This window comes from uncultured Brevundimonas sp. (genome assembly GCF_937863155.1).
Lineage (GTDB): Bacteria > Pseudomonadota > Alphaproteobacteria > Caulobacterales > Caulobacteraceae > Brevundimonas.
In genome coordinates this window covers 20,842-44,078 of sequence record NZ_CALMFB010000014.1, presented here as the reverse complement: position 1 = coordinate 44,078, position 23,237 = coordinate 20,842, and the positions used below count along the sequence as shown (strand labels likewise).

Below are 23,237 nucleotides of genomic sequence, written 5' to 3'. Positions count from 1 at the left end.
CCATGACCCTTCGTTCCGCCCGCCTGATCGGCGCCGCCGTCGCCGCCCTGGCCCTGCCGGCCCTGATGCCCGCCGCCGCACTGGCCCAAGACCCCGCCGCCGTCCAGGCGGCCCAGGACGGCTATGACCGGTTGAATCGCGGCGACGCGGCCGGCGCGGCCCAGGCGGCGGCGCGCGCCGTCACCCTGGCGCCCGACAGCCTGGACTATCGCCTGTTGTGGGCCGACGCCCTGCTGCGCGGCGGCCGTCACGCCGAGGCGCTGGACGCCCTGACGCCGGTGTCGGGCGTGCGCGACTATCGCGTCCAGAGCCGCATCGCCGAGGCCGCGACCGGGGCTGGACGCACCGACCAGGCCGCCCGCGCCTTCGCCCTGGCCGGCGAACTGGCGCCCGAGGCCGGGGCCCGCGCCTATGCCGCCCGCGCCGAGGTTCAGGCCCTGCTCCAGGCCGGACGCCGCGACGAGGCCGCCCGCGCCTTCGACGCCGCCTGGACGTCGGGCGCCCTGCCCGGCGACGATCCGGCCAACGCCGCCATGCTGGCGGTCGCGCTCGACGACGACGCCCGCGCCATGGACGCCTTCAACCAGGCCGAAGCCCGCGCGCCCCTGACCGGCGCCACCGCCCTGGACGCCGCCTATGCCGCCAAGCGCGCCGGACGCGACGCCGACGCCGTGCGCTGGTTCCGTCAGGGGCTGAACAGCCGGCCGACAACCGATCACCTCAGCCCCCAGCAACGCCACGAGATCGGGCGCGAGATCGAGACGCTGGAACGGCGCGGCGGCTTCAACGCCGCCGTCGAATACGGCCAGGCGTCCACCCTGACCTCGGGCGGCGGCGGCGAGGATGTGGTCCAGGCCGGGGCCGAGGCCTATTGGCGCGTCGGCGGCTATCGCAACGGGCGACCGCTGGACGTCTTCGTGCGCGCCTATGGCACGCTGGATGCGCCCGCCGGCTATGCGACCGGCGGCGACAGCGTCCAGGGCTGGATCGGCGCGCGGTGGAAGCCGTTCGGCGCGACCAATCTGGTGCTGGAGGCCAGCCGCATGTTCGCCATCGGCGACGCGGCCCGCGACGACACCATGCTGCGCGCCGCCTGGTCGGCCGAGGCGGGGGGCGACCTGCGCTATGACGCCGACAGTTGGTCGTCCTGGCGCGTCTATGCCGATGTGGCGCGGCTGATCGAGGCGGAACAGACCCTGGCGGTGCTGGAAGGCCAGGCGGGCCGCACCTGGCGCGCCGGCGCCCGCGATCTGGTCAGCCTGGGCCTGGGCGCCACCGTCTGGCACGACAGCGCCCTGCTGTCCGACAAGACCGCCGTGGGCGCGGGGCCGCGCATCGGCTGGCGCCGCTGGTTCAACGCTCGCGAGGGCGCCGCGCCCGGCTCCTACGTCGACTTCAGCCTCGGCTACGACTTCGAGGTGTCCGGCGAACGCAGCGGCCTGCGGGCGCGGCTGGCCCTGGTCTACTGACGCAGGGCCAGCGGCCTTTGGCTTACTGCGCCGCCGCCGCGCGCGGCGGGGCGTTCTTCACATAGCGGTCCAGCCAGCGGACCGTCTCCCACAGGGTGTGGCCGACGGATTCGCGGGCACGGTATCCGTGCGCCTCCAGCGGCAGGACGACATAGCGCACGGTCGCGCCATTGCCCTTCAGCGCCGCATAGAACCGTTCCGACTGCACCGGGAAGGTGCCCTGGTTGTCGTCCGCCTCGCCGTGGATCAGCAGGATCGGCTCATTGACCTTGTCGGCATAGGCGAAGGGCGACATCTCGTTATAGGTCTCGGGCGCCTGCCAATAGGTGCGCTGCTCGGCCTGGAAGCCGAACGGCGTCAGGGTGCGGTTATAGGCGCCCGACCGCGCCACGCCCGTGCGGAACAAGTCGGTGTGCGCCAGCAGGTTCGCCGTCATGAAGGCGCCATAGCTGTGCCCCCCCACGGCGATGCGGTCGGCGTCGGCCACGCCCAGATCGACCACCGCCTTGACCGCCGCCTCGGCGCTGGCCTTCAGCTGTTCGATATAGGTGTCGTTCGGCTCGGCCCCGTCACGGCCGATGATCGGCATGGTGGGGTTGTCCAGCACGGCATAGCCCTGGGTCAGCAGGAACAGATGGCTGGCTCCGCCCGGCCGCACGAAGCGGTTGGCGCTGTCGACCACCTGACCGGCCACGGCGGCGTCGGTGAACTCGGCCGGATAGGCCCACATCACCAGCGGCAGCGGCCCGTCGCGGTCCTTGTCGTAACCGGCCGGCAGATACAGCGTCCCCGACAGCTGCACCCCGTCGGCGCGGGTGTAGGTTATCAGCTGGCGCGACACGCCCGCCAGTTGCGGCGCCGGATCGGGGAACTGCGTCAGGGCGTCGCCCGGCTGATCGTCCAGACCGCGCACGAACAGGTTCGGCGGATCGTTGCGCGTCTCGCGCCGGGTCACCAGACGGCGACCTTCGTCATCCAGGATGCCGACGATGGTTTCATAGTTGCCGTTCGCCGATGTCCACAGACGCTCGCTCTGGCCGTTGCTCAGATCCATGGCCGCCAGGAAGGGATATTCGCCCTCGCGCGTTGCGCCCGGCCCGGTCATCAGCACCCGCCCCTGGGCGTCGAACCGCATGACCGGGAAGCCCTGAGCGTTGGCCTCGGTCAGGGGGAAGCCGGGGTTGTTGTACCGGTCCTGATAGTTGCGCTCCAGCAGTTGCCGGCCAGCGCCGGGGTTCGACGGATCAACCACCCAGCGCGTCTCGTGCCGGGTGTTGAACCAGCGGGTGTTGACGATGGCGGTATCGGCGTCGCCCCAGCTGACGCCGGCATAGCGTTCGCTCAGGTCGATCAGGGTCGTCGGGGCGCCGTTGAACGGCGCCGCCAGGGTGAAGACGCGGTCGCGCACCTGGGCCGCATTGCGCGGATCGCCGCCGTCCTGGGCCTCGACCCAGGCCAGGGTCGCGGGCGCATCGGCCCGCCACTGGACCGAACGCGGCCCGGGCGCCACGGCGTCGAACGGCGTCGGCACATTGTCGCGCAGCGGCAGGTCGGCCACCTGATGCACGCGGCGCCCTTGCAGGTCGATGACGTCCACCTCGGCCGGGAACAGGCCGGCGGGCACCACATAGCTATAGGGCCGCTTGGCCACGGTGCGCAGCACATAGCGGCCGTCCGGCGAAATCCCGGCGCCCAGATAGACCGCCGGCTGGCCCAGGTTCCGCGCCCGGCCGTTCAGCGGCACATAGGCCAGCTGCGACGTGAAATAGTGGTCGAACAAAGCCTCGTCGCCGCTGTTGGACAACAGATCCTGATAGGTGCGCACCGGTGCGGCGCGGCCCATGCTTTCCTCGACCACCGGCCCGGCAGGCGGGCGGCTGACGTCCGGCGCGGCGCCGCGGCCTTCGGGCGTCAGGCGCACGATCAGGCCGGCGCTGTCCGGCGCCCAGTCATAGGCCGCGCCCGAGGCGGCGTTGACGCGCGCATCGGTCACCTTGCGCGCCCGCGCCGTGGCCACGTCCACGACCCACAGCTCCAGCCCCGTCGGCGCATCCATCAGCAGGGCGACCGACTTTCCGTCCGGCGACCAGCCCGGCGACATGAAACGGGCCTCGGCCGGCAGATCGACCTTGCGCACCGCGCCGCCGTCGATGGCCTGGAAACTCAGGCCCGTCAGCCAGCTGACCCGGCTGTTGGCCGGGCCGTTGTTGCGCGGATTGATGCGATAGCCCGCCAGGCGCAGCATGGGCTCTGACAACTCGGCCACCGTCGGCATGTCCGACCGGTCATACAGGGCCAGCGTCGCGCGATCCGGCGACAGGCTGGGCGTCGGCAACGGCTTGGCGTCCAGAATGTCGGCGATCGGGGCCGGGGGCTGCTGGTACGTCAGGGCGTCCGCCGGGGCGGCCGTCTGGGCCATGGCCGGAAAGCCGCAGGCGACCAGAAGGGCGGACGCGGCCAGGCGCGCGGCGGTTTGGCGGGACAGGACTTTCATCGGCGTCGCTCCGATCGGGCCGGCCTCGACGCCGGCGAATACAGGGACAGGCTTTGCGCGCGAAACAGAGGCGGCGTCATCGGCCCATCCCCCCTTTCGGCCCCGTTCATGTGCCCGGCTTCGCGCGCCGTGACAACCGCTCAGCTGGCGCAGACGTGGCGCAGGGCGTCGGGGATCAGGGCCAGGGGCGCCGACCCGTGGTCAGCGCCGGGCGCGACGGTCGCCGGCGCCCCGGCCCGCGCGGACCAGTCGGCGATGCGGCGATCCATGTCCCGCCCCGTCTCGCGCGCGCCGACGCCCGTCATCAGCACCCTCCCGCCCGGCCCAGCCGCCAAGTCGGGTCGCCACCACAGCGACGGGCTGATCGCCACGCCGCGCGCGAACAGGTCCGGGCGCCATTGCAGGGTCTCGATGACGAACAGGCCGCCCAACGAATGGCCGAACACGGCCCGGCGCGCGGGGTCCAGCGTCACGCGCGCCTGAACCAGCGGCAGAATCACCTCTTCCAGCGTGCGGCGAAACGCCTCGGCCCCGCCCCAGGGACGGCCCGCCCCCTCGCCCGGCGGCGGGGCGGTGTCGGTATAGTCGCGGAAACGGGCGTCGCCCTCGGGCGTCGTCTCGGCCTCGTCATGAAAGACGCCGATGACCGCCAGCGGCCCCACGCCGGTCTTTTCGGGCCTGCGCGCCAGGGCGGCCGCGGCCCCCGCCACAGGGGCGAAATGGGCCGCGCCGTCCAGCACCGTCAGCGACGGCCAGCCTCCGTCCGGCGCCGCACCCATCGGTTCCGCCACCGCTACGCGATAGCACCGGCCATCCTCTGTCGTCAGGGCGTGCTGAACCCAGCGCGGCGGCGCATAGGCGGTCCAGTCGGTGGGCGGCGTTTTCTGCATCATCCCTTCCTAGCCCATCCGGGGCGGCTGATGTATTGCGAGCCATTCTTATTTTGGAACCGTCAAGTTTCAGCGTGACCGCCGCCTCCGTTCACCGCCACGCCGTTCTGGCCGCCCACGCCCGTCTGGGCGCGCGGCGCCGGCTGATGCTGGTCGCGCTGGCGCTGGGCTGCATCGCCGCCCTGGCGCTGGATGTCATGACCGGGCCGTCGGGCCTGTCGCCGCTGCGCATCCTGACCGGCCTGATTCAGCCCGACGCCCTCAGCCCCGCCGAATCGGCCATCGTCTGGCGCATCCGCCTGCCCTACGCCCTGATGGCCATGCTGGTGGGCGCGGCCCTGGCTCTGGCGGGGGCCGAGATGCAGACGGTGCTGAACAACCCCCTGGCCAGTCCTTTCACCCTGGGGGTGTCGTCGGCGGCCTCGTTCGGGGCGTCGCTGGCGCTGGTGCTGGGCCTGGGCCTGCCGTTCGTGGGCCAGGACACGGTGGTGACGCTGAACGCCTTCGTCTTCGCCTTCGGCTCGGTGCTGCTGCTCCAGGCCCTGGCGCGGGCGCATCGCGGCGGGGTGCAGAGCATCGTCCTGTTCGGCATCGCCCTGGTGTTCGCTTTCAACGCCCTGACCGCTCTGGTGCAGTTCGTCGCCTCGCAGGAGGCGCTGCAGCAGCTGGTCTTCTGGACCATGGGATCGCTGACGCGGTCCACCTGGCGGTCGGTCGGCTTCATGGGGGCGGTGCTGGTTTTGGCGGCGCCCTTCGCCCTATGGTCGGCGCGCGCCCTGACGGCCCTGAGACTGGGCGAGGACCGGGCCATGAGTTTCGGCGTCGATGTGCGGCGCCTGCGTTTCTTCGCCCTGCTGCGGGTCAGCCTGCTGTCCGCCACCGCCGTGGCCTTCGTCGGCGTGGTGGGGTTCATCGGCCTGGTGGCGCCGCACATCGCCCGGCTGCTGGTGGGCGAGGATCACCGCATCTTCCTGCCGGCCAGCCTGCTCAGCGGGGCCTTGCTGATGTCGCTGGCCTCGGCCCTGTCCAAGAGCCTGGTTCCCGGCGCGCTTCTGCCCGTCGGCGTCGTCACGGCGGTGATCGGGGTGCCGGTCTTCCTGTTGCTGATCTTCCGTTCGGGAGCGCGGGGATGAGCGGCGGGGCGCTTCAGGTGCGCGGCCTCTCGGCCGGCTATGGCGAGCGGGCGGTGGTGTCGGGCCTGGACCTGGCGCCGTGGGCCGCCGGCCGGGTCACCGCCCTGGTCGGGCCGAACGGGGCGGGCAAGTCCACCTTGCTGCGCGCCATCGCCGGCCTGATCCCGTCGAAAGGGACCGTGCGGTTCGGAGACCTGGAGCTGAACGCCCTGTCGGTAGCCGGGCGGGCGAAACACGTCGCCTACATGCCCCAGACCCTGCCCCAGGACGTGGCCCTGACGGTGATCGAAACGGTCGTCGCGGCCTTGGAGGCTTCGCCCGCCGCCAGCGGCGAACTCCACGCCGCCGAACAGGCCATGGCGGCGCTGGAGCGGGTCGGGGCGGCGGATCTGGCGATGAAACGGCTGGATCGTCTGTCGGGCGGCCAGCGCCAGATCGCGGGCCTGGCCCAGGCCCTGGTGCGGCGGCCGCGCATCCTGCTGCTGGACGAACCGACCAGCGCCCTGGACCTGCGCCGCCAGTTCGAGGTTCTGACCCTGGCCCGCGACTACGCCCGGACTGAGGACGCCGTGGTGGTCATGGTGCTGCACGATCTGCAGACGGCGGCGCGCGCGGCCGATCACATGGTGGTGCTGTCGGACGGCGCGGCCTGGATCGAAGGCGCCCCGGCCCAGGCCATCACGCCCGAAACCCTGGCCCAGGTCTGGCAGGTGCGCGGGCGGGTGCGCGATCAGGACGACGGCCTGCACCTGACCGTCGATGGCGTGATCTAGGCGTCTGCCGTCCAGGCGAAGGCCATGTCCGGCTCGCGGTGGGCGAAACGGCGCAGGTGTTTCTCGACCACGTCCTTCATCCGATCGGCGTTGTCGGCCGGCGCCGTCAGCTCGACATCCAGCCGCGCCGGCGTGGCGCCCAGCACGCAGATCACCCCGTCGCCCAGGTCGATGCGCCCGGCGGTGGGGTCGAACTGGACCTCGAACCGGTGCGACCAGTGTTTGCACAGCTGTTGCAGATAACGGCTGGCGTGGGATGTAGGGGCGGCGGCGCGCCAGGTGACGGTCTGGGTCATGCGATGCGCTTCGTGGAAATAAAAAAGAAGGCCCGGCCGCATCGCTGCGACCGGGCCAAGGACCCTGGGGTCAGGGCTGGATCACGACGACGGTGTCGCCATTGGCGTCTTCCGGCACGGGCGTGCCGGCCGGGGCGTTGCGCGGCAGGCCGCGCGCCTTGTTGGTCACATAGACGCGGTTGCTGGCCGGATCGACGGCGATGGTCTGGGGGAAGGTGCCGGTCTCGACATTGGCCAGCACCGAATAGTCGGCGCCCGACACCACGGTGACGGTGCCCGCCACACGGTTGGCCACATAGATGCGGTCATTGCCGGCGCTGTAGGCGACGCTCAGAGCGCCTTCGCCGGTCGGGACCTTACGGATCACGGCGCCGTCGGCGGCGTTCATGACGGTCAGGTCGCCGCCGCCCTGGCTGGCCACGAACAGACGACCGCCGCGCGCATCGAAGGCGACATTGGTCGGACGTTCCGAGCCGACCGCCCAGCGCGACACGGTGGCGCCGGTGGCCAGATCGACCACGCCCACGTCGTGCGAACCCATGCCGGTGACGAACAGGCGGTTGTTGGCGGCGTCCAGCGCCACGCCGGTCAGACCGCCGACCTGGACGTCGATCTTGCGCTCCAGGGTGTTGGTCGCGCCGTCGATGACCCAGATCTGGTTCGGGCGGCTGGCGTCGCCGGGCTCGCCGCCGACCACCGAGACATAGACCTTGTTGGCCGCTTCATCGACGATGGCTTCGCGCACATGGGCCGACTCATTGCCGGCGTCGGCGATGTGGCCGATCACGCGGCCGGTGCGCACGTCCACGGCGTCCACCGAGCCCGAGCGGGTGGCGGTGCCGTACAGGGTCTGGGTGCGGCTGTTGAAGCCCAAGCCGTACAGCGGGTTGGCGGCGACGTCGATCGGCTCGCCCGCGGGGGTCAGATCGGCGCCGTTCAGGCGATGGATGCGGGCGCGGCTTTCGCCGCGCGGGCCGACGGCGGCGACCAGCACCGTATTGTCGGCCGTGTTGAAGACGATCTCGTACAGGCCGCCCGGGTCCAGCTTGGTCTTCAGCGGCGCGGCCGCCGGGGCGCCATGGCCGGCATGACCCGCATGGGCGGACTGGGCCAGCGCCGGGCCGGCCATCAGGGCCAGCATCAGGGCGGAGGCGGCGACGGCGGTTCTGGGGAGGGTCATCGGTCTAGCTCCTTGGGGAAATGAAACAGGCGTCAGGCGGCCGACAGGTCGGCCCAGTAGTCGCCGCGATAGGGCACGGCCAGGAATTGGCTGTTGATCTGATCCAGCGTCCGGCGCGGCTCCAGATCGGCGAACAGCTGCGGATGGATCCATTTGGCCAGCACCTCGACCGCGACCACATCGATGGGAGAGTTGATGAGCTGATGCGACAGGCCGTGGGCCCGGCCTTCGCGCACGGCCTTCAGGGTGGAAATGCCGGTGCGTCCAGCGACGCGGCGCAGGCCCGCCTGCGACTGCTGGGCCGTGAAGTCGGGACCGACCACAAAGCCCCCGGCCTTGGCCAGGTGCGGGCCGCCGGTGGCGATATAGACGTCCGGATCGCGCTGGATGACATATTCCAGATTCAGCTTGCCCGACGGCTGGTCCAGCACATCGGCGCCGATGTTCCGCCCGCCGACGAAGTCGATGTAGTCGCCGACATTGCCCTTGCCCGGCGAGGCGCAGCAGTCCGGCGTGATCATGGCGTGCGGCTCCAGGAAGACCGTGGGCCGCTGGTCCGGGGCGATGCGGGCGACCCGTTGCGAGATCACGTCCAGCCGCGCCTTCTTGAAGGCGTTGAACGCCTCGGCCTGTTCGCTGCGGCCGGTCAGGGCGCCCAGCAGGGCCAGGCTGCGGGCCTGGTTTTCGAACGGGTGCGAGAAGAAGTCGATGAAGGCCACCGACACGCCCGCCGCCTCCAGCTGGGCCGCCTGGTCGTCGCTGGGGCCCGAATCCATCGACACCAGGGCCACGCCCGGCTGGGCCGCCAGCACCGCCTCAACATCGAACGGCCGCCCCGACTGGGCGATCTTGGGCAGATCGGCCAGGGCGGGGAATTTGTCGGTGAAGGCCTTGTACATGTCCGGGCTGATCCGGTTCACGTCCCCGGCCCAGGCCGCCAGCAGCGACACCGGATCAGGGTGGATCAGCGACAGGGCGATCAGGAACCGCCCGTCGTCGATGCTGACCTTGCCGCCGGCCGGTAGGGCCCGCACCGGCCGGTCGCGCAGGTCCTTGATGTCCGACGCCGCCGGCCCCGATGACGAGCCTCCGCAGGCGGAAACCAGCGGCAGGGCGGCCAGACCGGCCAGAACCCCGCGACGGGAAGCGGAAAAGGTCATGACCCGTTCCTCAGAATTCGTAGCTGAAGCCGAACCAGCCGCGGCGGCCGTCGCCCTGGAAGTCATAGGTGCGCACGTCCAGCACCTTGTCCGTCAGATTATAGACCCCGACCTTCAGACGCAGGCTGTCGTTGACCCGCCAGGCCCCGCCGATGTCCACGGTGGTGTAGTCGGGATAACGCCGCGCCGCGCCGATGCCGACCGGCGTGCCGTTCACGCCCGAACGCAGCTGGGCGTTGATTTCCTCGCCGTGATAGCTGACGGCGCCCCAGAGGTTCAGCGCCTCGGTCACGTCGAAATCGACACGGGCGTTGGCCATGTGCTCGGGCGTGCGCGCCAGCGGCAGACCGTCGTAGGTCCCGCCCTGCTGTTCGGAGTCGGTATAGGTGTAGTTGGCCTTGAAGCTGAGCCGGTCCGTCGCGGCCCAGCGGCCCGACAGTTCGACGCCCTGGATCTGGGCGTTCTGCAGATTGTACCAGTAGTACAGCTGGTACAGCGGGTCCTCGCTCCAGCGCAGCACCTCGCCCGGCACGTCACAGCGGCCGTTGCTGTTGACGTCGGGGCCGCAGACCCGGTCGCTGTCGATACGGTCTTCAAAGTCGGTGCGGAACACCGTGGCGCTCAGCAGCAGCGACCGCGACGGATTCCACAGGGCGCTGACTTCATAGTTGGCGCTGGTTTCCGGCTTCAGGTCCGGGTCGCCGATGATGACGCCGCACAGGCCCGCGCCATAGTTGCAGTTGGCGCCGCCCGTCTCATAGGCATAGCCGTCGGCCACGGCGCGGACTTCCGGGGCGCGGAAGCCGGTCGAGACGCCGCCCTTGATGGTCAGGGCCTCGGTGGCGTTCCAGACGGCATAAACGCGCGGGCTCCAGTGGGCGCCATAGCGTTTGTGGTCATCGAACCGCAGACCCAGGGTCAGGGCGAAATCGGGGGTGATGGCCCATTCGTCCTCCACGAACAGGGCGCGCTGCCAGACCTCGAATTGGGCGTCCACATTGTCGCGCGCGCCGGGATTGAAGTCGGTCAATTCGTTCTGAACATACTGGCCGCCGACCGCCAGGGTGCGCGACCCCAGCGGAATGTTGAACAGGGCGTCATAGACGGTGTTGGCGATCTGGGGCGCGCGGGCGTTGCGGATCAGCACGCCGGTCGCATTGGCGGTGTACTGTTCGCGCTGGCCTTCTTCACGCAGGACCGACAGGGCGCTGGTCCCCCACGACCAGTCGCCGTTCCAGCTCAGCGACCAGGCGTCGCGCTGGTTGTCGTTGCGGGTGCTGCGGGCGTTGGCGGCCAGGGTGCGGCCCGCCGTGCTGTCGCGGCGCACCTTCATGGTGTCGTACTGCAGCAGGACTTCATGGGCGTCGGACGGGGTCCAGGCCAGGCGACCGGTCAGGCTGTGCTCGTCCGAGCCGCTGACGCCGGCGCTGTTGGGGGCGTTGAAGATGGTGTCTTCGGTCCGGTCATAGGCCCGACCCCAGATCTGGGCGCCCAGGACACCGGGGATGATCGGTCCGGCCAGATAGGCCTGGGCCTGGTTCCAGTCGCCGCTCTTGCTGTGGTCCTGGGCGATGTAGTCGGCGTTGATCGCGCCGCCCCAGCGGTCGGGCACCTTGCGCGTGATGATGTTGACCACCCCGCCCAGGGCGTCCGAACCGTACAGCGACGACATCGGGCCGCGCACGACCTCGATGCGTTCGATGGCGCCGACCGGCGGAACGAAGCTCTGCTCCACGCCGCCGTTGCCGTTGACGCGGGCGTCGCGGGTCGACTGACGTTTGCCGTCCACCAGGATCAGGGTGTAGGCGCCCGGCAGGCCGCGCATCAGGATGTCCTGGAAGTTCGAGCCGCCGCTGACGGACACGCCTTCGACATCGCGCAGGGCGTCGGTCAGGTCGGCGCTGGGCCGGTTGGCCAGGGTCTCGGCCGTGACGATGGAGATGGAGGCCGGGGCGTCCACCACCCGCTGTTCGCGCGTGCTGGCGGTCACGACGATATCGTCGACCGTAACGGCCTGCTGTGCGGCGGGTGTCTGGGCCAGAACGGCGCTGGGCGCGCTCAGGGTGGCGGCAAGAAGAAGGGTGCGACGACGCATAAGCTGGATTCCCGATGAGTTGGGCGTCAGCTATTGCTAATCGTTCTCATTTACAAGGCGCCGTTCGTCGCAGGGCGCTGTTTCCCGCACAGGTTCAGTCGGCGGCCAGCGCCTTGTCGTCGCCCGGACCGGCGGCGGGGTCGGGTTCGGCGGCCAGGCCCTGCCCCGGCCTGGCCAGGGCGGCGGCCAGACGGTCGCGATCCAGTTCGCCTTCCCAGCGGGCCACGACCAGGGTCGCCACGGCGTTGCCGACGAAATTCGTCAGCGCCCGGCATTCGCTCATGAACCGGTCGATGCCCAGGATCAGCGCCATGCCCGCCACCGGCACGCCCGGCACCACCGCCAGGGTCGCCGCCAGGGTGATGAAGCCCGCGCCAGTGATGCCCGCCGCGCCCTTGGAGCTAAGCATGGCCACCAGCAGCAGAAGCAGCTGATCCTGAAGGCTCAGATCGATGTTGCACGCCTGGGCGATGAACAGGGCCGCCAGCGTCATGTAGATGTTGGTGCCGTCCAGGTTGAAGGAATAGCCGGTCGGGATCACCAGGCCGACCACCGGCTTGGACGCCCCGGCCGCCTCCATCTTCTGCATCAGGCTGGGCAGGGCCGATTCGGACGACGAGGTGCCCAGCACCAGCAACAGTTCTTCCTTCAGATAGGCGATCAGCCGGAAGATGGAGAAACCGTTGGCCCAGGCCACGACGCCCAGAACCCCCAGAACGAACACCAGGGACGTGGCGTAGAAGGTCACGATCAGGGTCGCCAGATTGACGATGGCCGACAGGCCATAGGCCCCGATGGTGAAGGCGAAGGCGCCGAACGCCCCGATGGGCGCCGCCTTCATCAATATGGCCACCAGGCGGAACACCACCTGGCTCAGCGCCTCCAGCGCGCGCTGCACCGGCGCGGCCGCATCGCCCGCCACCGCCATGGCGATCCCGAACAGGATGGAGACGAATAGGGCCTGAAGGATGCTGCCTTCCACGAAGGCGCTGACCAGGGTGTCGGGGATGATGCCGGTCAGGAAGCCGACGATGGTGCTTTCATGCGCCGCCTGGGCGTATTGGGCCACCGCGCCGGCGTCCAGCGTGGCCGGGTCGATGTTCAGGCCGCGGCCCGGCTGGACCACATTGGCGATGATCAGGCCGACGATCAGGGCCAGGGTCGAAAAGACCAGGAAATAGGCGAAGGCCTTGGCCGCCACCCGCCCGACCCGCCCCAGGTCGCGCATGCCCGCGATGCCGGTCGATATGGTCAGGAAGATCACCGGCGCGATGATCATCTTCACCAGCTTGATGAAGGCGTCGCCCAGCGGCTTCAGCGCCTCGCCCGTCTCGGGCCAGACATGGCCGATCACGCCCCCGGCGACGATGGCGGCCAGCACCTGAAAATACAGGCTGTAATAGAAGGGACGGCGCACGATGGCGGTCGGGGCGGCGACGGGGATCAAACGGCGTCTCCTGAACGTCGGCCCCAACGGCGACGCGGATCGACAGGCTTGAAGGCGGTTTGCGCCGCTGGCAAGCGCCGATGCGGCCTGTCTGTCCCAACAGAACGCCCAACTGCGACAACTTGCCCGCACCACAACGACCCGGCCTTTGACAAACCGCCGTACAGCAAAGCTATGCTGCAACCCGTTCGGCGGCTCGGAGAGTTCGGCATGCGCATTTCATTTTGGGCGATCGGCGCCTTTGCGTTTGCGCTGCTCGGGTCTTCCGAAACCGCCCAAGCGGCCGCGCCCCAGGAACAGTGCATCAATGACCTGATCCCCGAGATGGTCCGGCTGGAGGCGCCCAACTGTCTGGGGTGGGCCAATCTGGACGAATGGCGCACCACGACGGCCGGCGGCAATATCCGCGCCCGACCTTGGGGGACCGCGCCGATCGAGGGGCGCTTCCAGGCCGGGGAACGGTTCCACGTCTATGGCCGCATCCGCACGGCCGAACGGGAATGGTACGCTGTCGGCGAACGCGGCAGCGGCATGATGACCGAGATGAGCTATATCGCCGTCACCCTGATGAGCGACGAGGCCGAAGCGCCCGCCTATGAACCGCCGCCCCTGTCGGCCGAGGCTCAGGCCCATGTCGATCGCTGCGTTCAGGACCGGCGCCGCGCGCACGGAGGGCCGGCCCAGGAATACACCCGCAACTGCGTCTTCGAATGGACCAGCCTGACGCGCGCCCAGCCGATGGCCGAAGCCATCCTGCCCTTCTTCCGGGACGGCCGCCGCCCGCCGCGCAGCCTGCGTGACGTGCAGGCCATGGGCGGCCCCATCGCATAGCGTCAGGGCCGCGACGATAATGGTCAGACCCGGTTGAGCGCCCGCGTGGACCCGTTCACCGCCACCGTCACCGCCGATCCGAACCTGTCGCTGAACCTGGAATGGATGGCGGTGGGCGAACCGATCGAACTGGATGTCGAAAGCGCGCTGACGAACCGTGGCGCGCGGGTGACGATGATCGCCTGCGCCAGCTACGGCGCTTCGGAATCCGTCGTGGTCCAGCGCGTCGATATGGTGGGCCACACGCCCTTCGCCATGACGGTGGCGTCGCGCCACGCCCCCACGGCCTCGGCGACATCCTACTACACCGTTTCGGCGGCGCTGAACGGCCCGCTACCGACCCTGGCCGACCTGCGTCGCGCCGATCCCGACGCCGGCTGGAACGCGACCTGCGTCTACGACTGAGCCGTCAGGCCCGTTCGGCGAAGCGCCAGGCCAGATCGCCCAACGGCGCGACCTGGGCGGCCATGACGCGGGCGTGGGCGCTGACCGCCGTGCCGTCGCGCACCCGCCCGGCGATGCCCTGGCAGATGGCCGCCAGGCGGAACAGGCTGTAGGCGTAAAGCCAGTCTAGGCTGGCGGGCTTCAGACCCGTGCGCGCGGCATAGCGGTTGATCACGGCCTCGACCGAAGGAATGCCCATCGCCGCGACGTCCAGCCCGCCCAGGCCGTTGCGCAGATCCTGCGGCAGCACCCAGGCCGTCAGCAGACCCGCCAGATCGGCCATGGGGTCGCCCAGGGTCGACAGCTCCCAGTCCAGCACCGCCGCCACCTCGGCCCGGTCGGGATGCAGGATCATATTGTCCAGACGGAAGTCGCCATGGATCACCCGCACCGGCCCCGGCGCCGGCGTGGTTCGTGGCAGATAGTCGATCAGCCGATCCATGGCCGGGATCGTTTCCGTCTCGGACGCCCGATACTGGCGGCTCCAGCGGTCGACCTGCCGCTGGAAATAATCGCCCGGCCGGCCGAAGTCGCCCAGGCCGATGGCCGCCGGATCGAAAGCGTGCAGCGCCGCCAGGGCGTCCACCTGGGCCTCATAGACCGCGCGGCGTTCATCGGGCGTCAGGCCCGGCAGCTTCAGATCCCACAGGATGCGGCCCTCGACCTTCTGCATCACATAGAAGATCGTGCCGATCACCCCTTCGTCCAGACACAGGGCGTAGGGGCGCGGAACCGGATAGCCTTGGGCGTGCAGGGCGGCGATGACGCGATATTCCCGGTCCACCGCATGGGCGCTGGGCAACAGCACGCCCGGCGGCTTGCGCCGCAGCACATAGGCGCGCGACGGCGTGGTCAGGGCGTATGTCGGGTTCGACTGGCCCCCGTTGAACTGATGCACACTCAGAGGCCCGGCATAGCCTGCCACCGCCCGGGCCATCCAGGCGTCCAGGGCGGTCAGGTCCAGCTCCATGCCCGGATCGACCGGGCGCACGCCGGAAAAGGCGGACTGGGCGTCCAGGCCGGCGGGGTCGCTCATCCTTCCGAAACGACCTGCATGCCCAGCCATTCGGCGATCAGGGCCGGCTTGTCCGAGCCTTCGATCTCGACCGTCATCTCGTATTTCAGCAGCCAGCGGCGGCCATCGGCGTCGGCGCCCTTGTCGTCGGCCGAAAGCAGTTTGAAGCGGCCGCGGATGTTGGCCCCCGCCCGCACCGGCGCGATGAAACGCAGCCGGTCGAAGCCGTAGTTGAAGCCCATGACGAAGCCTTCCAGCGGCTCCAGCGCGTCATAGTTCATGGCCGAGCACAGGCTGAGGGTCAGGAAACCGTGCGCGATGGTCCCGCCCAGCGGCGTCTGGCGCGCCCGCTCGGGGTCGATATGGATGAACTGATGGTCCTCGGTGATGTCGGCGAAGGCGTCGATGCGCGCCTGGTCGACATGGATCCAGCGCGACACGCCGATCTCCTGGCCGATCAGGCCCGGCAGGTCAGAAGCCTTGGTCATTGGTCGTCTCCCGAAACATTGACGATCACCTTGCCGCGCACCCGGCGTTCGGCCAAGGCGCGGATGGCGGCGGGCGCGTCCTCGAACGCATGGCGCGCCGAGATCAGGGGCTTCAGCGCGCCCTTGGCGTACAGGTCGAACAGGGCCTGCATCGACGCCTGGTGCCGGTCGGCCTCGCGCTCGACATGGGCTCCCCACCAGACCCCGACGATGTCGCACTGTTTCAGCAGCGCCAGGTTCAGCGGCGGATTAGGCACGCCGCCGGCGAAACCGATCACCAGATACCGCCCGCGCCAGGCGATGGCCCGCAGCGCCGGTTCAGTCAGGACGCCGCCGATCGGGTCATAGATCACATCAGCCCCGCCGGACCCCAGCGCCTCTTTCAGCGCCGCGCCGAACGCCTTGGCCGCGTCCTTGTCCAGGTCGCCGGCGGGATACAGCACGCCAGCGTCGGCCCCCGCCTCGCGCGCGGCGGCCAGCTTGTCCTCGCTCGACGCCGCCGCCACCACGCGGGCGCCCATGGCCTTGCCGATCTGCACGGCCGCCAGACCCACGCCCCCTGCGGCGCCCAGCACCAGCAGGGTCTGCCCCGCCTTCAGCCCGCCCCGGTCGCTCAGGGCGAAGAAGGAGGTGCCATAGGTCATCATGAAGGCCCCAGCCTGGTCCATCGGCATGGCGTCGGGCGCGCGCACGCAGAACCGCTCGGGAACCGCCACCTGTTCGGCCAGGCCGCCGAAGGCCATGGCCGCCATGACCCGGTCGCCGACCTTCAGCCCCTTCACCTCGGGACCGACGGCCGAGACGACGCCCGACACCTCGGACCCCGGCGCGAAGGGGCGCGGCGGCCGGACCTGATACCGGTCCTCGATAATCAGGACGTCGGGATAGTTGATCCCGCAGACGGCTACGGCGACGACGACCTCGTCACCCTTGGCCTGGGGCGCGGGCGCCTCGGCCATGACCAGGGTGTCCGGCCCCCCCGGCGCGCGGCTTTCGATACGGCGCACGGCTCAGCGCTCCATCGTATATTCGACGCCGGCCACATTGACCTCGGCCGAGCCGCCGGTGCGCGAGCCGTCGTGCGCCGCGTGACGCGCCAGTTCGAACCGCGCCAGCTGGGCGCAGTGCACCTCGTCCGGCCCATCCGCCAGCCGCAGCGTGCGGGCATAGGCGTGGGCCGAGGTCAGCACCGAATCCGCCACCCCGCCGCCGCCGAAGGCCTGGATCGTCATGTCGATCACCTGGTCCGCCAGGCGGGCGGCCACGATCTTGATCATGGCGATCTCGGCCTTCGCGGCCTTGTTGCCGACCGTGTCCATCATCCAGGCGGCCTTCAGCGTCAGCAGCCGCGCCTGATCGATGGCGCAGCGCATCTCGGCGATCCGCTGGCGCCAGATCGACTGGTCCGCCACCGGCTTGTAGAAGGCCGTCCGCTGCGACAGGCGGCGGCACAGCCGCTCCAGCGCCCGCTCGGACAGGCCGATCATCCGCATGCAGTGGTGGATGCGGCCCGGCCCCAGACGGCCCTGCGCGATCTCGAAACCGCGCCCTTCGCCCAGCAGCATGTTGGAGGCCGGCACCCGCACGTCGGTGAAGGTCACCTCCATATGGCCATGTGGCGCATCCGGGTCGCCGAAGATCGGCATGGCGCGCGGAATATCGACGCCGGGGGTGTCGGTCGGCACCAGGATCATCGACTGACGCAGGTGCTTCTCCTCGCGGTCGGGGTCGGTCTGGCCCATGACGATCATGATGGCGCAGCGCGGATCACCGGCGCCCGAGATCCACCATTTGCGGCCGTTGATCACATAGTCGTCGCCGTCGCGCACGATGCGGGTGCGGATGTTGGTGGCGTCCGAACTGGCCACCGCCGGCTCGGTCATGGCGAAGGCCGAGCGGATTTCCCCCGCCAGCAGCGGCTTCAGCCAGCGGTCCTTCTGGGCCTCGTCGCCATAGCGTTCCAGCGTCTCCATATTGCCGGTGTCCGGCGCATTGCAGTTGAAGACCTCGGGCGCGAAATGACAGCGGCCGGTGATCTCGGCCAGGGGCGCATACTCCAGGTTCGACAGGCCCGCGCCCTTGTCGCTGTCCGGCAGGAACAGGTTCCACAGACCCTGGGCCTTGGCTTTTTCCTTCAGTCCCTCCAGCGTCGGCAGAGGCGTCCACTGGCGGTGATCGCGCGGCTGGGCGGCGACTTCGCGGTACAGCTGGGTTTCGGCTGGATAGACATGGTCGCCCATGAAGGCTTCCAGGCGGTCACGGATTTCCTGGGCGCGGGGGGACGGTTCAAGATTCATCAGGCTTGGCCCTCCTGGGCCGACTCATGGAAACGACGTGCGAAATCCTTGCGCGCCAGGAACAGGACGACCAGCGCCACCGGCCCGGCCAGGGCGGCCATGGCCGTCAGGCCCAGACCGATGTCGGACGGCCCGTCGAACAGCCATTCGGACAGAAACACCGTGATGGTCGGCCCCATGCCCAGGCCGATGATGTTGGCCAGCATCAGATAGATGCTCTGCATCTGCGCCCTCGCGCGGGACGGGGCGATCATGTGCACCGCCACCGTGGCCAGGGTCGGCGCCCCCGCCAGGAAGAAGACCGCCGGCGCCACCAGCAGCACCGCCGTCTGGGCGTCGGCCGCCAGGGGCGCGAAGAAGGCGAACGGCGCCCCCAGCACCAGGGCCAGCACCGCCATGGACGGCAGGGCGTCGCCCCGCCCGCGCTTGGCCAGGCGGTCGGCGATCCACGGCAGGATCAGCGAGCCGGACACGGCGCACAGGGCGAACACCCCGCCGAAGCTGTAGCCCGCCTCTTGGGCGGTCAGGCCGTATTGCCGGATCAGGAAGGTCGGGAACCAGGCGCTGAGGCTGAACGGGATCAGGGTCAGAAGCGCGATGCCGCCCAGCATGCCGAAATAGGCCCAGCCGCTGTCGACCATGTGCCGCCAGCTCTGCTTCAGGCTGACCTCCTCAGGCTTGGCGGCCGTGCGCGGCGGCTCCTTGACCGTGGCGGCGAACAGCAGGCCCAGCAGCAGGCCCGGCAGGCCCACCGCGATCAGCGTCAGACGCCACGGCGCCAGGGTTGTGGCCAGATGCCCCGCCGCCATCAGGCCGACGATCAGGTCGATGATCACCGCGCCGATCAGGAACGAGGCCGAGGCGCCCACCATGCCGGACGTCATGACCATGCTGACCGGCAGCGACCGGCGCTGGCGCGGGAACAGGTCGCTGATGATCGACAGCGCCGCCGGCAGCAGGGCCGCCTCGCCCGCCGCCACGCCGATGCGGCACGCCAGCAGGGTCGGGAAGTCGCGCGCGAACCCCGACGCGGCGGTCAGCACGCACCAGATCACCACGCCGATGACGATCAGCCCCTTGCGGTTTCGGGTGTCGGCGATGCGCGCCAGCGGCAGGCCCGCGATGGCGAACACCCCGGCGAAGGCCATGCCGAACAGCAGGCTCATCTGGGTGTCGGTGACCGAGATCTCGGCCTGGATCGGCTGGACCAGCAGGCCCAGGATCAACCGGTCCAGATACGACAGCACATACAGGGCGCAGACCAGGCCGACGACATACCAGCCATAGCCGCGCGAGGGGGCGGCGCCGCCCGCTTCAGTTCCCGCCGTCATGCGCATTCTCCTGTGCCTGGGCCGTGCGCCAGTCGATCTTGCCCGACGCCAGGCGCGGCAGGGTTTCGACGAAGACCACTTCGCGCGGGTATTTGTAGGCGGACATCTGTTCGCGGGACCATGCGATGATGTCGTCTGCGGCGACATGTCCGCGCGCATCGGGTTTCAGGATGATCAGGGCGCGGGTGGTCTCGCCGCGCTTGGGATCGCCCACGCCGACGACGCAGGCTTCGGACACCGCCGGATGGTCGTACAGCCGCGCCTCGACCTCGGCCGGCCAGACCTTGAACCCGGCGGCGTTGATCATCCGCTTCAGCCGGTCGACGATGTAGAAATAGCCGTCGGCGTCGTAATAACCCAGGTCGCCGGTGCGGAAGTAGCGCAGCCCCTCGATGTCGATGAAGGCCTCGGCCGTCTCTTCGGGGCGGTTCCAGTATTCGTTCAGAATCTGCGGCCCGTGGATGGCGATTTCGCCCACCTCGCCCACCGGCAGGGGGCGCTGGTCGTCCTTGTCCAGCACCACGCAGCGGACGTTGAAGGTGGGAATGCCGACGCACCGCTGGCGCGCCGCATCGGGCGGGTTCAGGTGGGTCTGGCTGATGGTCTCGGTCAGGCCATAGCCTTCGACCAGCGGCACTCCAAAAGTCTCGCGCACGCGGCGGTGCACGTCTTCCGGGATGGCGGCCCCGCCCCCGGCGACGAAGCGGATGGCCGACAGGTCGCGGGGGTGTTCGTCCAGGTGGTTCAGCATGTCCACGATCATGGCGGTGATGCTGACCCAGGTGGTCACGCGCCGCTCTTCCATGATGCGGGCCGCTTCCTCGCGGTTCCAGCGTTCCATGATGATCAGCTCGGCCCCGGTGGCCAGGGCGACGTGCATCGACTGCTGAAAGCCGGTGACATGGAAGAACGGCAGGGTGGCGAAGTGGATGCTGGCGGGCGTGTGCTGGCACCAGTAGGCGGCGCCCAGCAATGTGGCCTGCAGCGCCGCATGCGTCAGGACGCAGCCCTTGGGTCGCCCCGTCGTGCCCGACGTATAGGGCAGAAGCGCAATGTCCGACGCCGCGACCGACGCCGCCGCCCCCGGCGCCGCCGACAGGGCCGCCTCCCACAGCACCGCCTGGCTGGTCGCCTCGGGCTGGTCGCCGACCAGAACCACGATCCCCGGCGTCGCCGGATGGTCGGCCACCTTCTGATGCAGGGCCGGCGCCGTGACCAGAACGGCCGGCTGCGAATCCTCGAAATAGAAGGGCGCCTCGTCGCCCGTCAGCATGGGGCTGAGCGGCGAGACGATGGCCCCGACGCGCCAGGCGCCATAGACGGCCACCACATATTCGGGCCGGTTCTGCAGCCAGATCGCCACCCGGTCGCCCGGCCCGACGCCGCCCGCCGTCAGGAAGCCCGCGAACCGCTCCACCTCGTGCTGAAGCTGGGCGTAGGTCCAGGTGCGGTCGCCCGCCGTGATGGCGACCTTGGTCGGATACAGCCGCGCCGAGGCTTCCAGATTGGCCTGCACCGGGGCGTCGGGAAAGGTCATCTCGCGCGGCAGGCGGCGCGGCCAGACCGCATCGCTCAGACGGTGGGCGTTCAGAACGTCGGGCGGGGTCACCATGTGATCTGCCCCGCGCTGATGTTGATGTCCTGGCCGGTCATCTTGGCCGCCTTTTCCGACGCCAGGAACAGGATCAGTTCGGCCACGTCGTCGGCGGTGACAAAGGTCTTCAGCGGCGACATCCCCTGGGCGAAGGCGGTGATGGCCTCCAGCGTCACGCCGCGCTTGTCGGCCTGTTCGGCCAGAACCTCTTCCAGCCGCTCGCCCGCCACCGCGCCGGGGCAGACGGTGTTCACGCGGATGCCGTGCGGGCCCAGCTCCTCGGCCAGGGTCCGGGTCAGGCCGATCAGCCCCATCTTGGCCGCCGCATAGGGGGCGCGGAACACCAGCGCCTTCTTGCCGGTCATGGAGCCGACATTGACCACGGCGCCGCCGCCCCTCGCCTTCATGGCCGGAACCGCCTCGCGCACGAACAGGAAGGCGCTGGTCAGGTTGGACGCCACCGTCTCGTTCCAGTCGGCCAGGGACAGGGTCTCGACCGGCGTGGTCGGTCCGGCCGCCCCGGCGTTGTTGACCACGATGTCCAGCCCGCCGAACGTGCCGGTCGCGCGCGCCACCACGGCGGCCACGGCGTCGGGATCGGCCGCATCGGCGGTGACGATTTCCAGCGGCGCATCGCCGACCGAGGCCTTCAGCGCCTCAAGCCGGTCGCCCGACCGCGCGCAAGCGACGACCGAGGCGCCCTGGGCCAGGAACCGTTCGACCAGCCGCCAGCCAATGCCGCGGCTGGCGCCGGTGATGATCGCGACCTTGTTCTGCATCATCGCGCAGGCTCCGTTCGAGTTTCGTCCATGTCGATCCAGTCGTCGCCACGCCGCAGCTTGTGCCGCACCGGCAGGGCCAGCAACACCTCGACGTAGCAGGCGCGCGAGGCGATCCCGACCAGGGTCTTCAACGCGTCCAAGTCCGCCGGGCTGTCCAGATCGATGTAAATCACCATGGCGCGGCCGTGGGCCGTATAGGGGCCGGGGCCGTCCAGATGCGCCTCCCATTCCACCCGCGCCTTGACCGCGATCCGGTCCAGACGCACGCCCGCCGCCGGGGCGAAGGCGCGCATCTGGGTCAGGAAGCAGGTAGCCAGGCCGGTGAGGAAATAGGCCAGGGGCGGCGGCGCCGAGCGGGCGCCGCCATGATAGGGGCCTTCGTCCGTCGCCATGGTGAAGGGCAGGAATTCGTCGGCCGGGGTCAGGCAGCGACCCTCGACCTCGTTTCGCATCCCCTGCCCCGCACGGGCGTCGGCTTCGAAGATCAGCGGGACGACGCGCATGGCGCGCCGCCTCAGCCCGGCTCGTTCAGGTGGACCAGCGGCACGCCCGGCACGGGCCAGTCCATGGCCACCAGACGCCCGGTGCCCGCCAGGGTCAGATAGGCGGTCTTCAGGTCCGGCCCGCCGAAGGCGATGTTGGTGGCCAGGGGGTCGCCCGTCTCGATCACATCGACTTCGCGGCCATCGGGATCATAGACCACGATCAGGCCTTCGCCCGGCGCGGCGACGCAGACGTTGCCGGCCGAATCCACCGCCAGGCTGTCGAAGAAGCGGAAGCCCGGCGCCCCGGCCATGAAGCGGCCGCCGTGGGCGAACAGCGCCTTGGGATCACGACCCAGCACGCCCGGCGCCTCGATCGGGAAGGCCCATAGCTGACGCGACCAGGTTTCGGCGACGTACAGGGTCTTGTGATCCGGCGACAGGCCGACGCCGTTCGGTCCGTGCATGTGGTTGGCCAGCTCGACCACCCCCGACCCGTCGGCCTTGGCGTAATAGACGCCGCCCAGGTCGTGATCGCGCAGCCGCATCTTGCCGTGGTCGGAAAAGTAGAAGCCGCCGTGACGGTCGAACACCAGATCGTTCGGGCTCTTCAGCGGCAGGTTGTCGCCGAAGTGGGTGTACAGGTTCTTGAAGGCGCCGGTGTTCAGGTCGACCGTCTTGATCGAGCCGATCTCGTAGTCGGCCGACTGGCCGCCGGGGAAGGTGATGCCCTGGACCTTGGAAAAGTCCTGGCCGCCGTTGTCGCAGACATACAGCACGCCATTGGGACCGACCGCCGCGCCGTTCGGGCCGCCGCCGGTTTCGGCCACCGTCTCGACCGCGCCGGACGCGGTGACGCGGCTGATCTTGCGGGCGCCGATCTCGGTCACGATCACCGAGCCGTCGGGCATGACCACGGGGCCTTCCGGGAAATAGAATCCGCCTGCGATCTCTTGGAATTTCGTCATCTTCTGTTTCCTCCAAACGGTCTGACGCCGTGTTCTGGAGCGACAGGCTAACGCCTCCTAGCCATGCA

At 69.8% G+C, this 23,237-nt stretch carries 21 protein-coding genes; 5 read left to right on the top strand and 16 right to left on the bottom strand.

Annotation, left to right across the window (positions count from 1 at the left end):
* Nucleotides 1–2: 2 nt before the first annotated feature.
* Nucleotides 3–1,469: a hypothetical protein gene (locus Q0581_RS02135; RefSeq protein ID WP_298697118.1), complete on the top strand. Its 1,467-nt coding sequence runs from the start codon at nt 3–5 to the stop codon at nt 1,467–1,469.
* A gap of 22 nt (nt 1,470–1,491) precedes the next feature.
* Here Q0581_RS02135 and Q0581_RS02130 read toward each other — a convergent pair whose 3' ends face one another.
* On the bottom strand, nt 1,492–3,963 hold the full coding sequence (locus Q0581_RS02130; RefSeq protein ID WP_298697116.1) for a prolyl oligopeptidase family serine peptidase: 2,472 nt from the start codon (nt 3,961–3,963) through the stop codon (nt 1,492–1,494).
* A gap of 140 nt (nt 3,964–4,103) precedes the next feature.
* Nucleotides 4,104–4,853, bottom strand: coding sequence for an alpha/beta hydrolase-fold protein (locus Q0581_RS02125; RefSeq protein WP_298697113.1), 750 nt, complete (start codon nt 4,851–4,853; stop codon nt 4,104–4,106).
* Between the two features lie 74 nt (nt 4,854–4,927).
* On the opposite strand from Q0581_RS02125, the gene Q0581_RS02120 reads away from it, so the two are divergent.
* A complete protein-coding gene (locus Q0581_RS02120) occupies nt 4,928–5,986 on the top strand; it encodes an iron ABC transporter permease (protein WP_298697111.1) in 1,059 nt (352 codons plus the stop codon).
* Nucleotides 5,983–6,759: an ABC transporter ATP-binding protein gene (locus tag Q0581_RS02115; RefSeq protein WP_298697108.1), complete on the top strand. Its 777-nt coding sequence runs from the start codon at nt 5,983–5,985 to the stop codon at nt 6,757–6,759. Before Q0581_RS02120 ends, Q0581_RS02115 begins: the two co-directional genes overlap by 4 nt.
* Here Q0581_RS02115 and Q0581_RS02110 read toward each other — a convergent pair.
* From Q0581_RS02110 to Q0581_RS02090, 5 genes are all read right to left on the bottom strand, one after another.
* Nucleotides 6,756–7,055, bottom strand: coding sequence for a DUF2218 domain-containing protein (locus tag Q0581_RS02110; protein WP_298697104.1), 300 nt, complete (start codon nt 7,053–7,055; stop codon nt 6,756–6,758). The genes Q0581_RS02115 and Q0581_RS02110 overlap by 4 nt on opposite strands.
* A 70-nt stretch (nt 7,056–7,125) precedes the next feature.
* Complete coding sequence (locus Q0581_RS02105; protein ID WP_298697101.1) at nt 7,126–8,235, bottom strand: YncE family protein; 1,110 nt, start codon at nt 8,233–8,235, stop codon at nt 7,126–7,128.
* Between the two features lie 32 nt (nt 8,236–8,267).
* Nucleotides 8,268–9,395, bottom strand: coding sequence for an ABC transporter substrate-binding protein (locus Q0581_RS02100; protein WP_298697099.1), 1,128 nt, complete (start codon nt 9,393–9,395; stop codon nt 8,268–8,270).
* 10 nt (nt 9,396–9,405) lie between these two features.
* Nucleotides 9,406–11,490 (bottom strand): TonB-dependent receptor, encoded by a 2,085-nt coding sequence (locus tag Q0581_RS02095; RefSeq protein ID WP_298697098.1) that lies wholly within the window; start codon nt 11,488–11,490, stop codon nt 9,406–9,408.
* 94 nt (nt 11,491–11,584) lie between these two features.
* The gene (locus Q0581_RS02090; RefSeq protein ID WP_298697187.1) at nt 11,585–12,934 is read right to left on the bottom strand and encodes a dicarboxylate/amino acid:cation symporter; all 1,350 of its coding nucleotides are present in this window, start codon (nt 12,932–12,934) and stop codon (nt 11,585–11,587) included.
* A 213-nt stretch (nt 12,935–13,147) separates the two neighbouring features.
* Between Q0581_RS02090 and Q0581_RS02085 the strand changes: the two genes are divergently transcribed.
* On the top strand, nt 13,148–13,768 hold the full coding sequence (locus Q0581_RS02085) for a hypothetical protein (protein WP_298697096.1): 621 nt from the start codon (nt 13,148–13,150) through the stop codon (nt 13,766–13,768).
* Nucleotides 13,769–13,813: 45 nt separating this feature from the next.
* The gene (locus tag Q0581_RS02080; protein WP_298697095.1) at nt 13,814–14,173 is read left to right on the top strand and encodes a hypothetical protein; all 360 of its coding nucleotides are present in this window, start codon (nt 13,814–13,816) and stop codon (nt 14,171–14,173) included.
* Between the two features lie 4 nt (nt 14,174–14,177).
* On the opposite strand, the gene Q0581_RS02075 is transcribed toward Q0581_RS02080, so the two are convergent.
* Genes Q0581_RS02075 through Q0581_RS02035 form a run of 9 tightly spaced genes read right to left on the bottom strand, consistent with a single transcriptional unit; the run spans nt 14,178 to nt 23,169 of the window.
* On the bottom strand, nt 14,178–15,248 hold the full coding sequence (locus Q0581_RS02075; protein ID WP_298697093.1) for a phosphotransferase family protein: 1,071 nt from the start codon (nt 15,246–15,248) through the stop codon (nt 14,178–14,180).
* Nucleotides 15,245–15,715: a MaoC family dehydratase gene (locus Q0581_RS02070; RefSeq protein ID WP_298697090.1), complete on the bottom strand. Its 471-nt coding sequence runs from the start codon at nt 15,713–15,715 to the stop codon at nt 15,245–15,247. Before Q0581_RS02070 ends, Q0581_RS02075 begins: the two co-directional genes overlap by 4 nt.
* A complete protein-coding gene (locus Q0581_RS02065) occupies nt 15,712–16,722 on the bottom strand; it encodes an NADPH:quinone oxidoreductase family protein (RefSeq protein WP_298697087.1) in 1,011 nt (336 codons plus the stop codon). The genes Q0581_RS02070 and Q0581_RS02065 overlap by 4 nt, the downstream gene beginning before the upstream one ends.
* 3 nt (nt 16,723–16,725) lie before the next feature.
* Nucleotides 16,726–18,012 (bottom strand): acyl-CoA dehydrogenase family protein, encoded by a 1,287-nt coding sequence (locus tag Q0581_RS02060; RefSeq protein WP_298697084.1) that lies wholly within the window; start codon nt 18,010–18,012, stop codon nt 16,726–16,728.
* Nucleotides 18,012–19,343 (bottom strand): MFS transporter, encoded by a 1,332-nt coding sequence (locus Q0581_RS02055; protein ID WP_298697082.1) that lies wholly within the window; start codon nt 19,341–19,343, stop codon nt 18,012–18,014. The genes Q0581_RS02060 and Q0581_RS02055 overlap by 1 nt, the downstream gene beginning before the upstream one ends.
* Nucleotides 19,327–20,952: an AMP-binding protein gene (locus tag Q0581_RS02050; protein WP_298697079.1), complete on the bottom strand. Its 1,626-nt coding sequence runs from the start codon at nt 20,950–20,952 to the stop codon at nt 19,327–19,329. Before Q0581_RS02050 ends, Q0581_RS02055 begins: the two co-directional genes overlap by 17 nt.
* Nucleotides 20,949–21,716, bottom strand: coding sequence for an SDR family NAD(P)-dependent oxidoreductase (locus Q0581_RS02045; protein ID WP_298697076.1), 768 nt, complete (start codon nt 21,714–21,716; stop codon nt 20,949–20,951). Before Q0581_RS02045 ends, Q0581_RS02050 begins: the two co-directional genes overlap by 4 nt.
* Nucleotides 21,716–22,222: an OsmC family protein gene (locus Q0581_RS02040; protein WP_298697074.1), complete on the bottom strand. Its 507-nt coding sequence runs from the start codon at nt 22,220–22,222 to the stop codon at nt 21,716–21,718. Before Q0581_RS02040 ends, Q0581_RS02045 begins: the two co-directional genes overlap by 1 nt.
* Nucleotides 22,223–22,233: 11 nt before the next feature.
* A complete protein-coding gene (locus tag Q0581_RS02035; protein WP_298697071.1) occupies nt 22,234–23,169 on the bottom strand; it encodes an SMP-30/gluconolactonase/LRE family protein in 936 nt (311 codons plus the stop codon).
* Between the last annotated feature and the right edge of the window lie 68 nt (nt 23,170–23,237).

Excerpts from the sequence above, each read along its gene's own strand:
- Q0581_RS02135 (WP_298697118.1), top strand. The coding sequence starts at position 3 with ATGACCCTTCGTTCCGCCCGCCTGATCGGCGCCGCCGTCGCCGCCCTG.
- Q0581_RS02130 (WP_298697116.1), bottom strand. The coding sequence starts at position 3,963 with ATGAAAGTCCTGTCCCGCCAAACCGCCGCGCGCCTGGCCGCGTCCGCC.
- Q0581_RS02125 (WP_298697113.1), bottom strand. The coding sequence starts at position 4,853 with ATGCAGAAAACGCCGCCCACCGACTGGACCGCCTATGCGCCGCCGCGC.
- Q0581_RS02115 (WP_298697108.1), top strand. The coding sequence starts at position 5,983 with ATGAGCGGCGGGGCGCTTCAGGTGCGCGGCCTCTCGGCCGGCTATGGC.
- Q0581_RS02110 (WP_298697104.1), bottom strand. The coding sequence starts at position 7,055 with ATGACCCAGACCGTCACCTGGCGCGCCGCCGCCCCTACATCCCACGCC.
- Q0581_RS02105 (WP_298697101.1), bottom strand. The coding sequence starts at position 8,235 with ATGACCCTCCCCAGAACCGCCGTCGCCGCCTCCGCCCTGATGCTGGCC.
- Q0581_RS02100 (WP_298697099.1), bottom strand. The coding sequence starts at position 9,395 with ATGACCTTTTCCGCTTCCCGTCGCGGGGTTCTGGCCGGTCTGGCCGCC.
- Q0581_RS02095 (WP_298697098.1), bottom strand. The coding sequence starts at position 11,490 with ATGCGTCGTCGCACCCTTCTTCTTGCCGCCACCCTGAGCGCGCCCAGC.
- Q0581_RS02085 (WP_298697096.1), top strand. The coding sequence starts at position 13,148 with ATGCGCATTTCATTTTGGGCGATCGGCGCCTTTGCGTTTGCGCTGCTC.
- Q0581_RS02075 (WP_298697093.1), bottom strand. The coding sequence starts at position 15,248 with ATGAGCGACCCCGCCGGCCTGGACGCCCAGTCCGCCTTTTCCGGCGTG.
- Q0581_RS02070 (WP_298697090.1), bottom strand. The coding sequence starts at position 15,715 with ATGACCAAGGCTTCTGACCTGCCGGGCCTGATCGGCCAGGAGATCGGC.
- Q0581_RS02060 (WP_298697084.1), bottom strand. The coding sequence starts at position 18,012 with ATGAATCTTGAACCGTCCCCCCGCGCCCAGGAAATCCGTGACCGCCTG.
- Q0581_RS02055 (WP_298697082.1), bottom strand. The coding sequence starts at position 19,343 with ATGACGGCGGGAACTGAAGCGGGCGGCGCCGCCCCCTCGCGCGGCTAT.
- Q0581_RS02045 (WP_298697076.1), bottom strand. The coding sequence starts at position 21,716 with ATGCAGAACAAGGTCGCGATCATCACCGGCGCCAGCCGCGGCATTGGC.
- Q0581_RS02040 (WP_298697074.1), bottom strand. The coding sequence starts at position 22,222 with ATGCGCGTCGTCCCGCTGATCTTCGAAGCCGACGCCCGTGCGGGGCAG.
- Q0581_RS02035 (WP_298697071.1), bottom strand. The coding sequence starts at position 23,169 with ATGACGAAATTCCAAGAGATCGCAGGCGGATTCTATTTCCCGGAAGGC.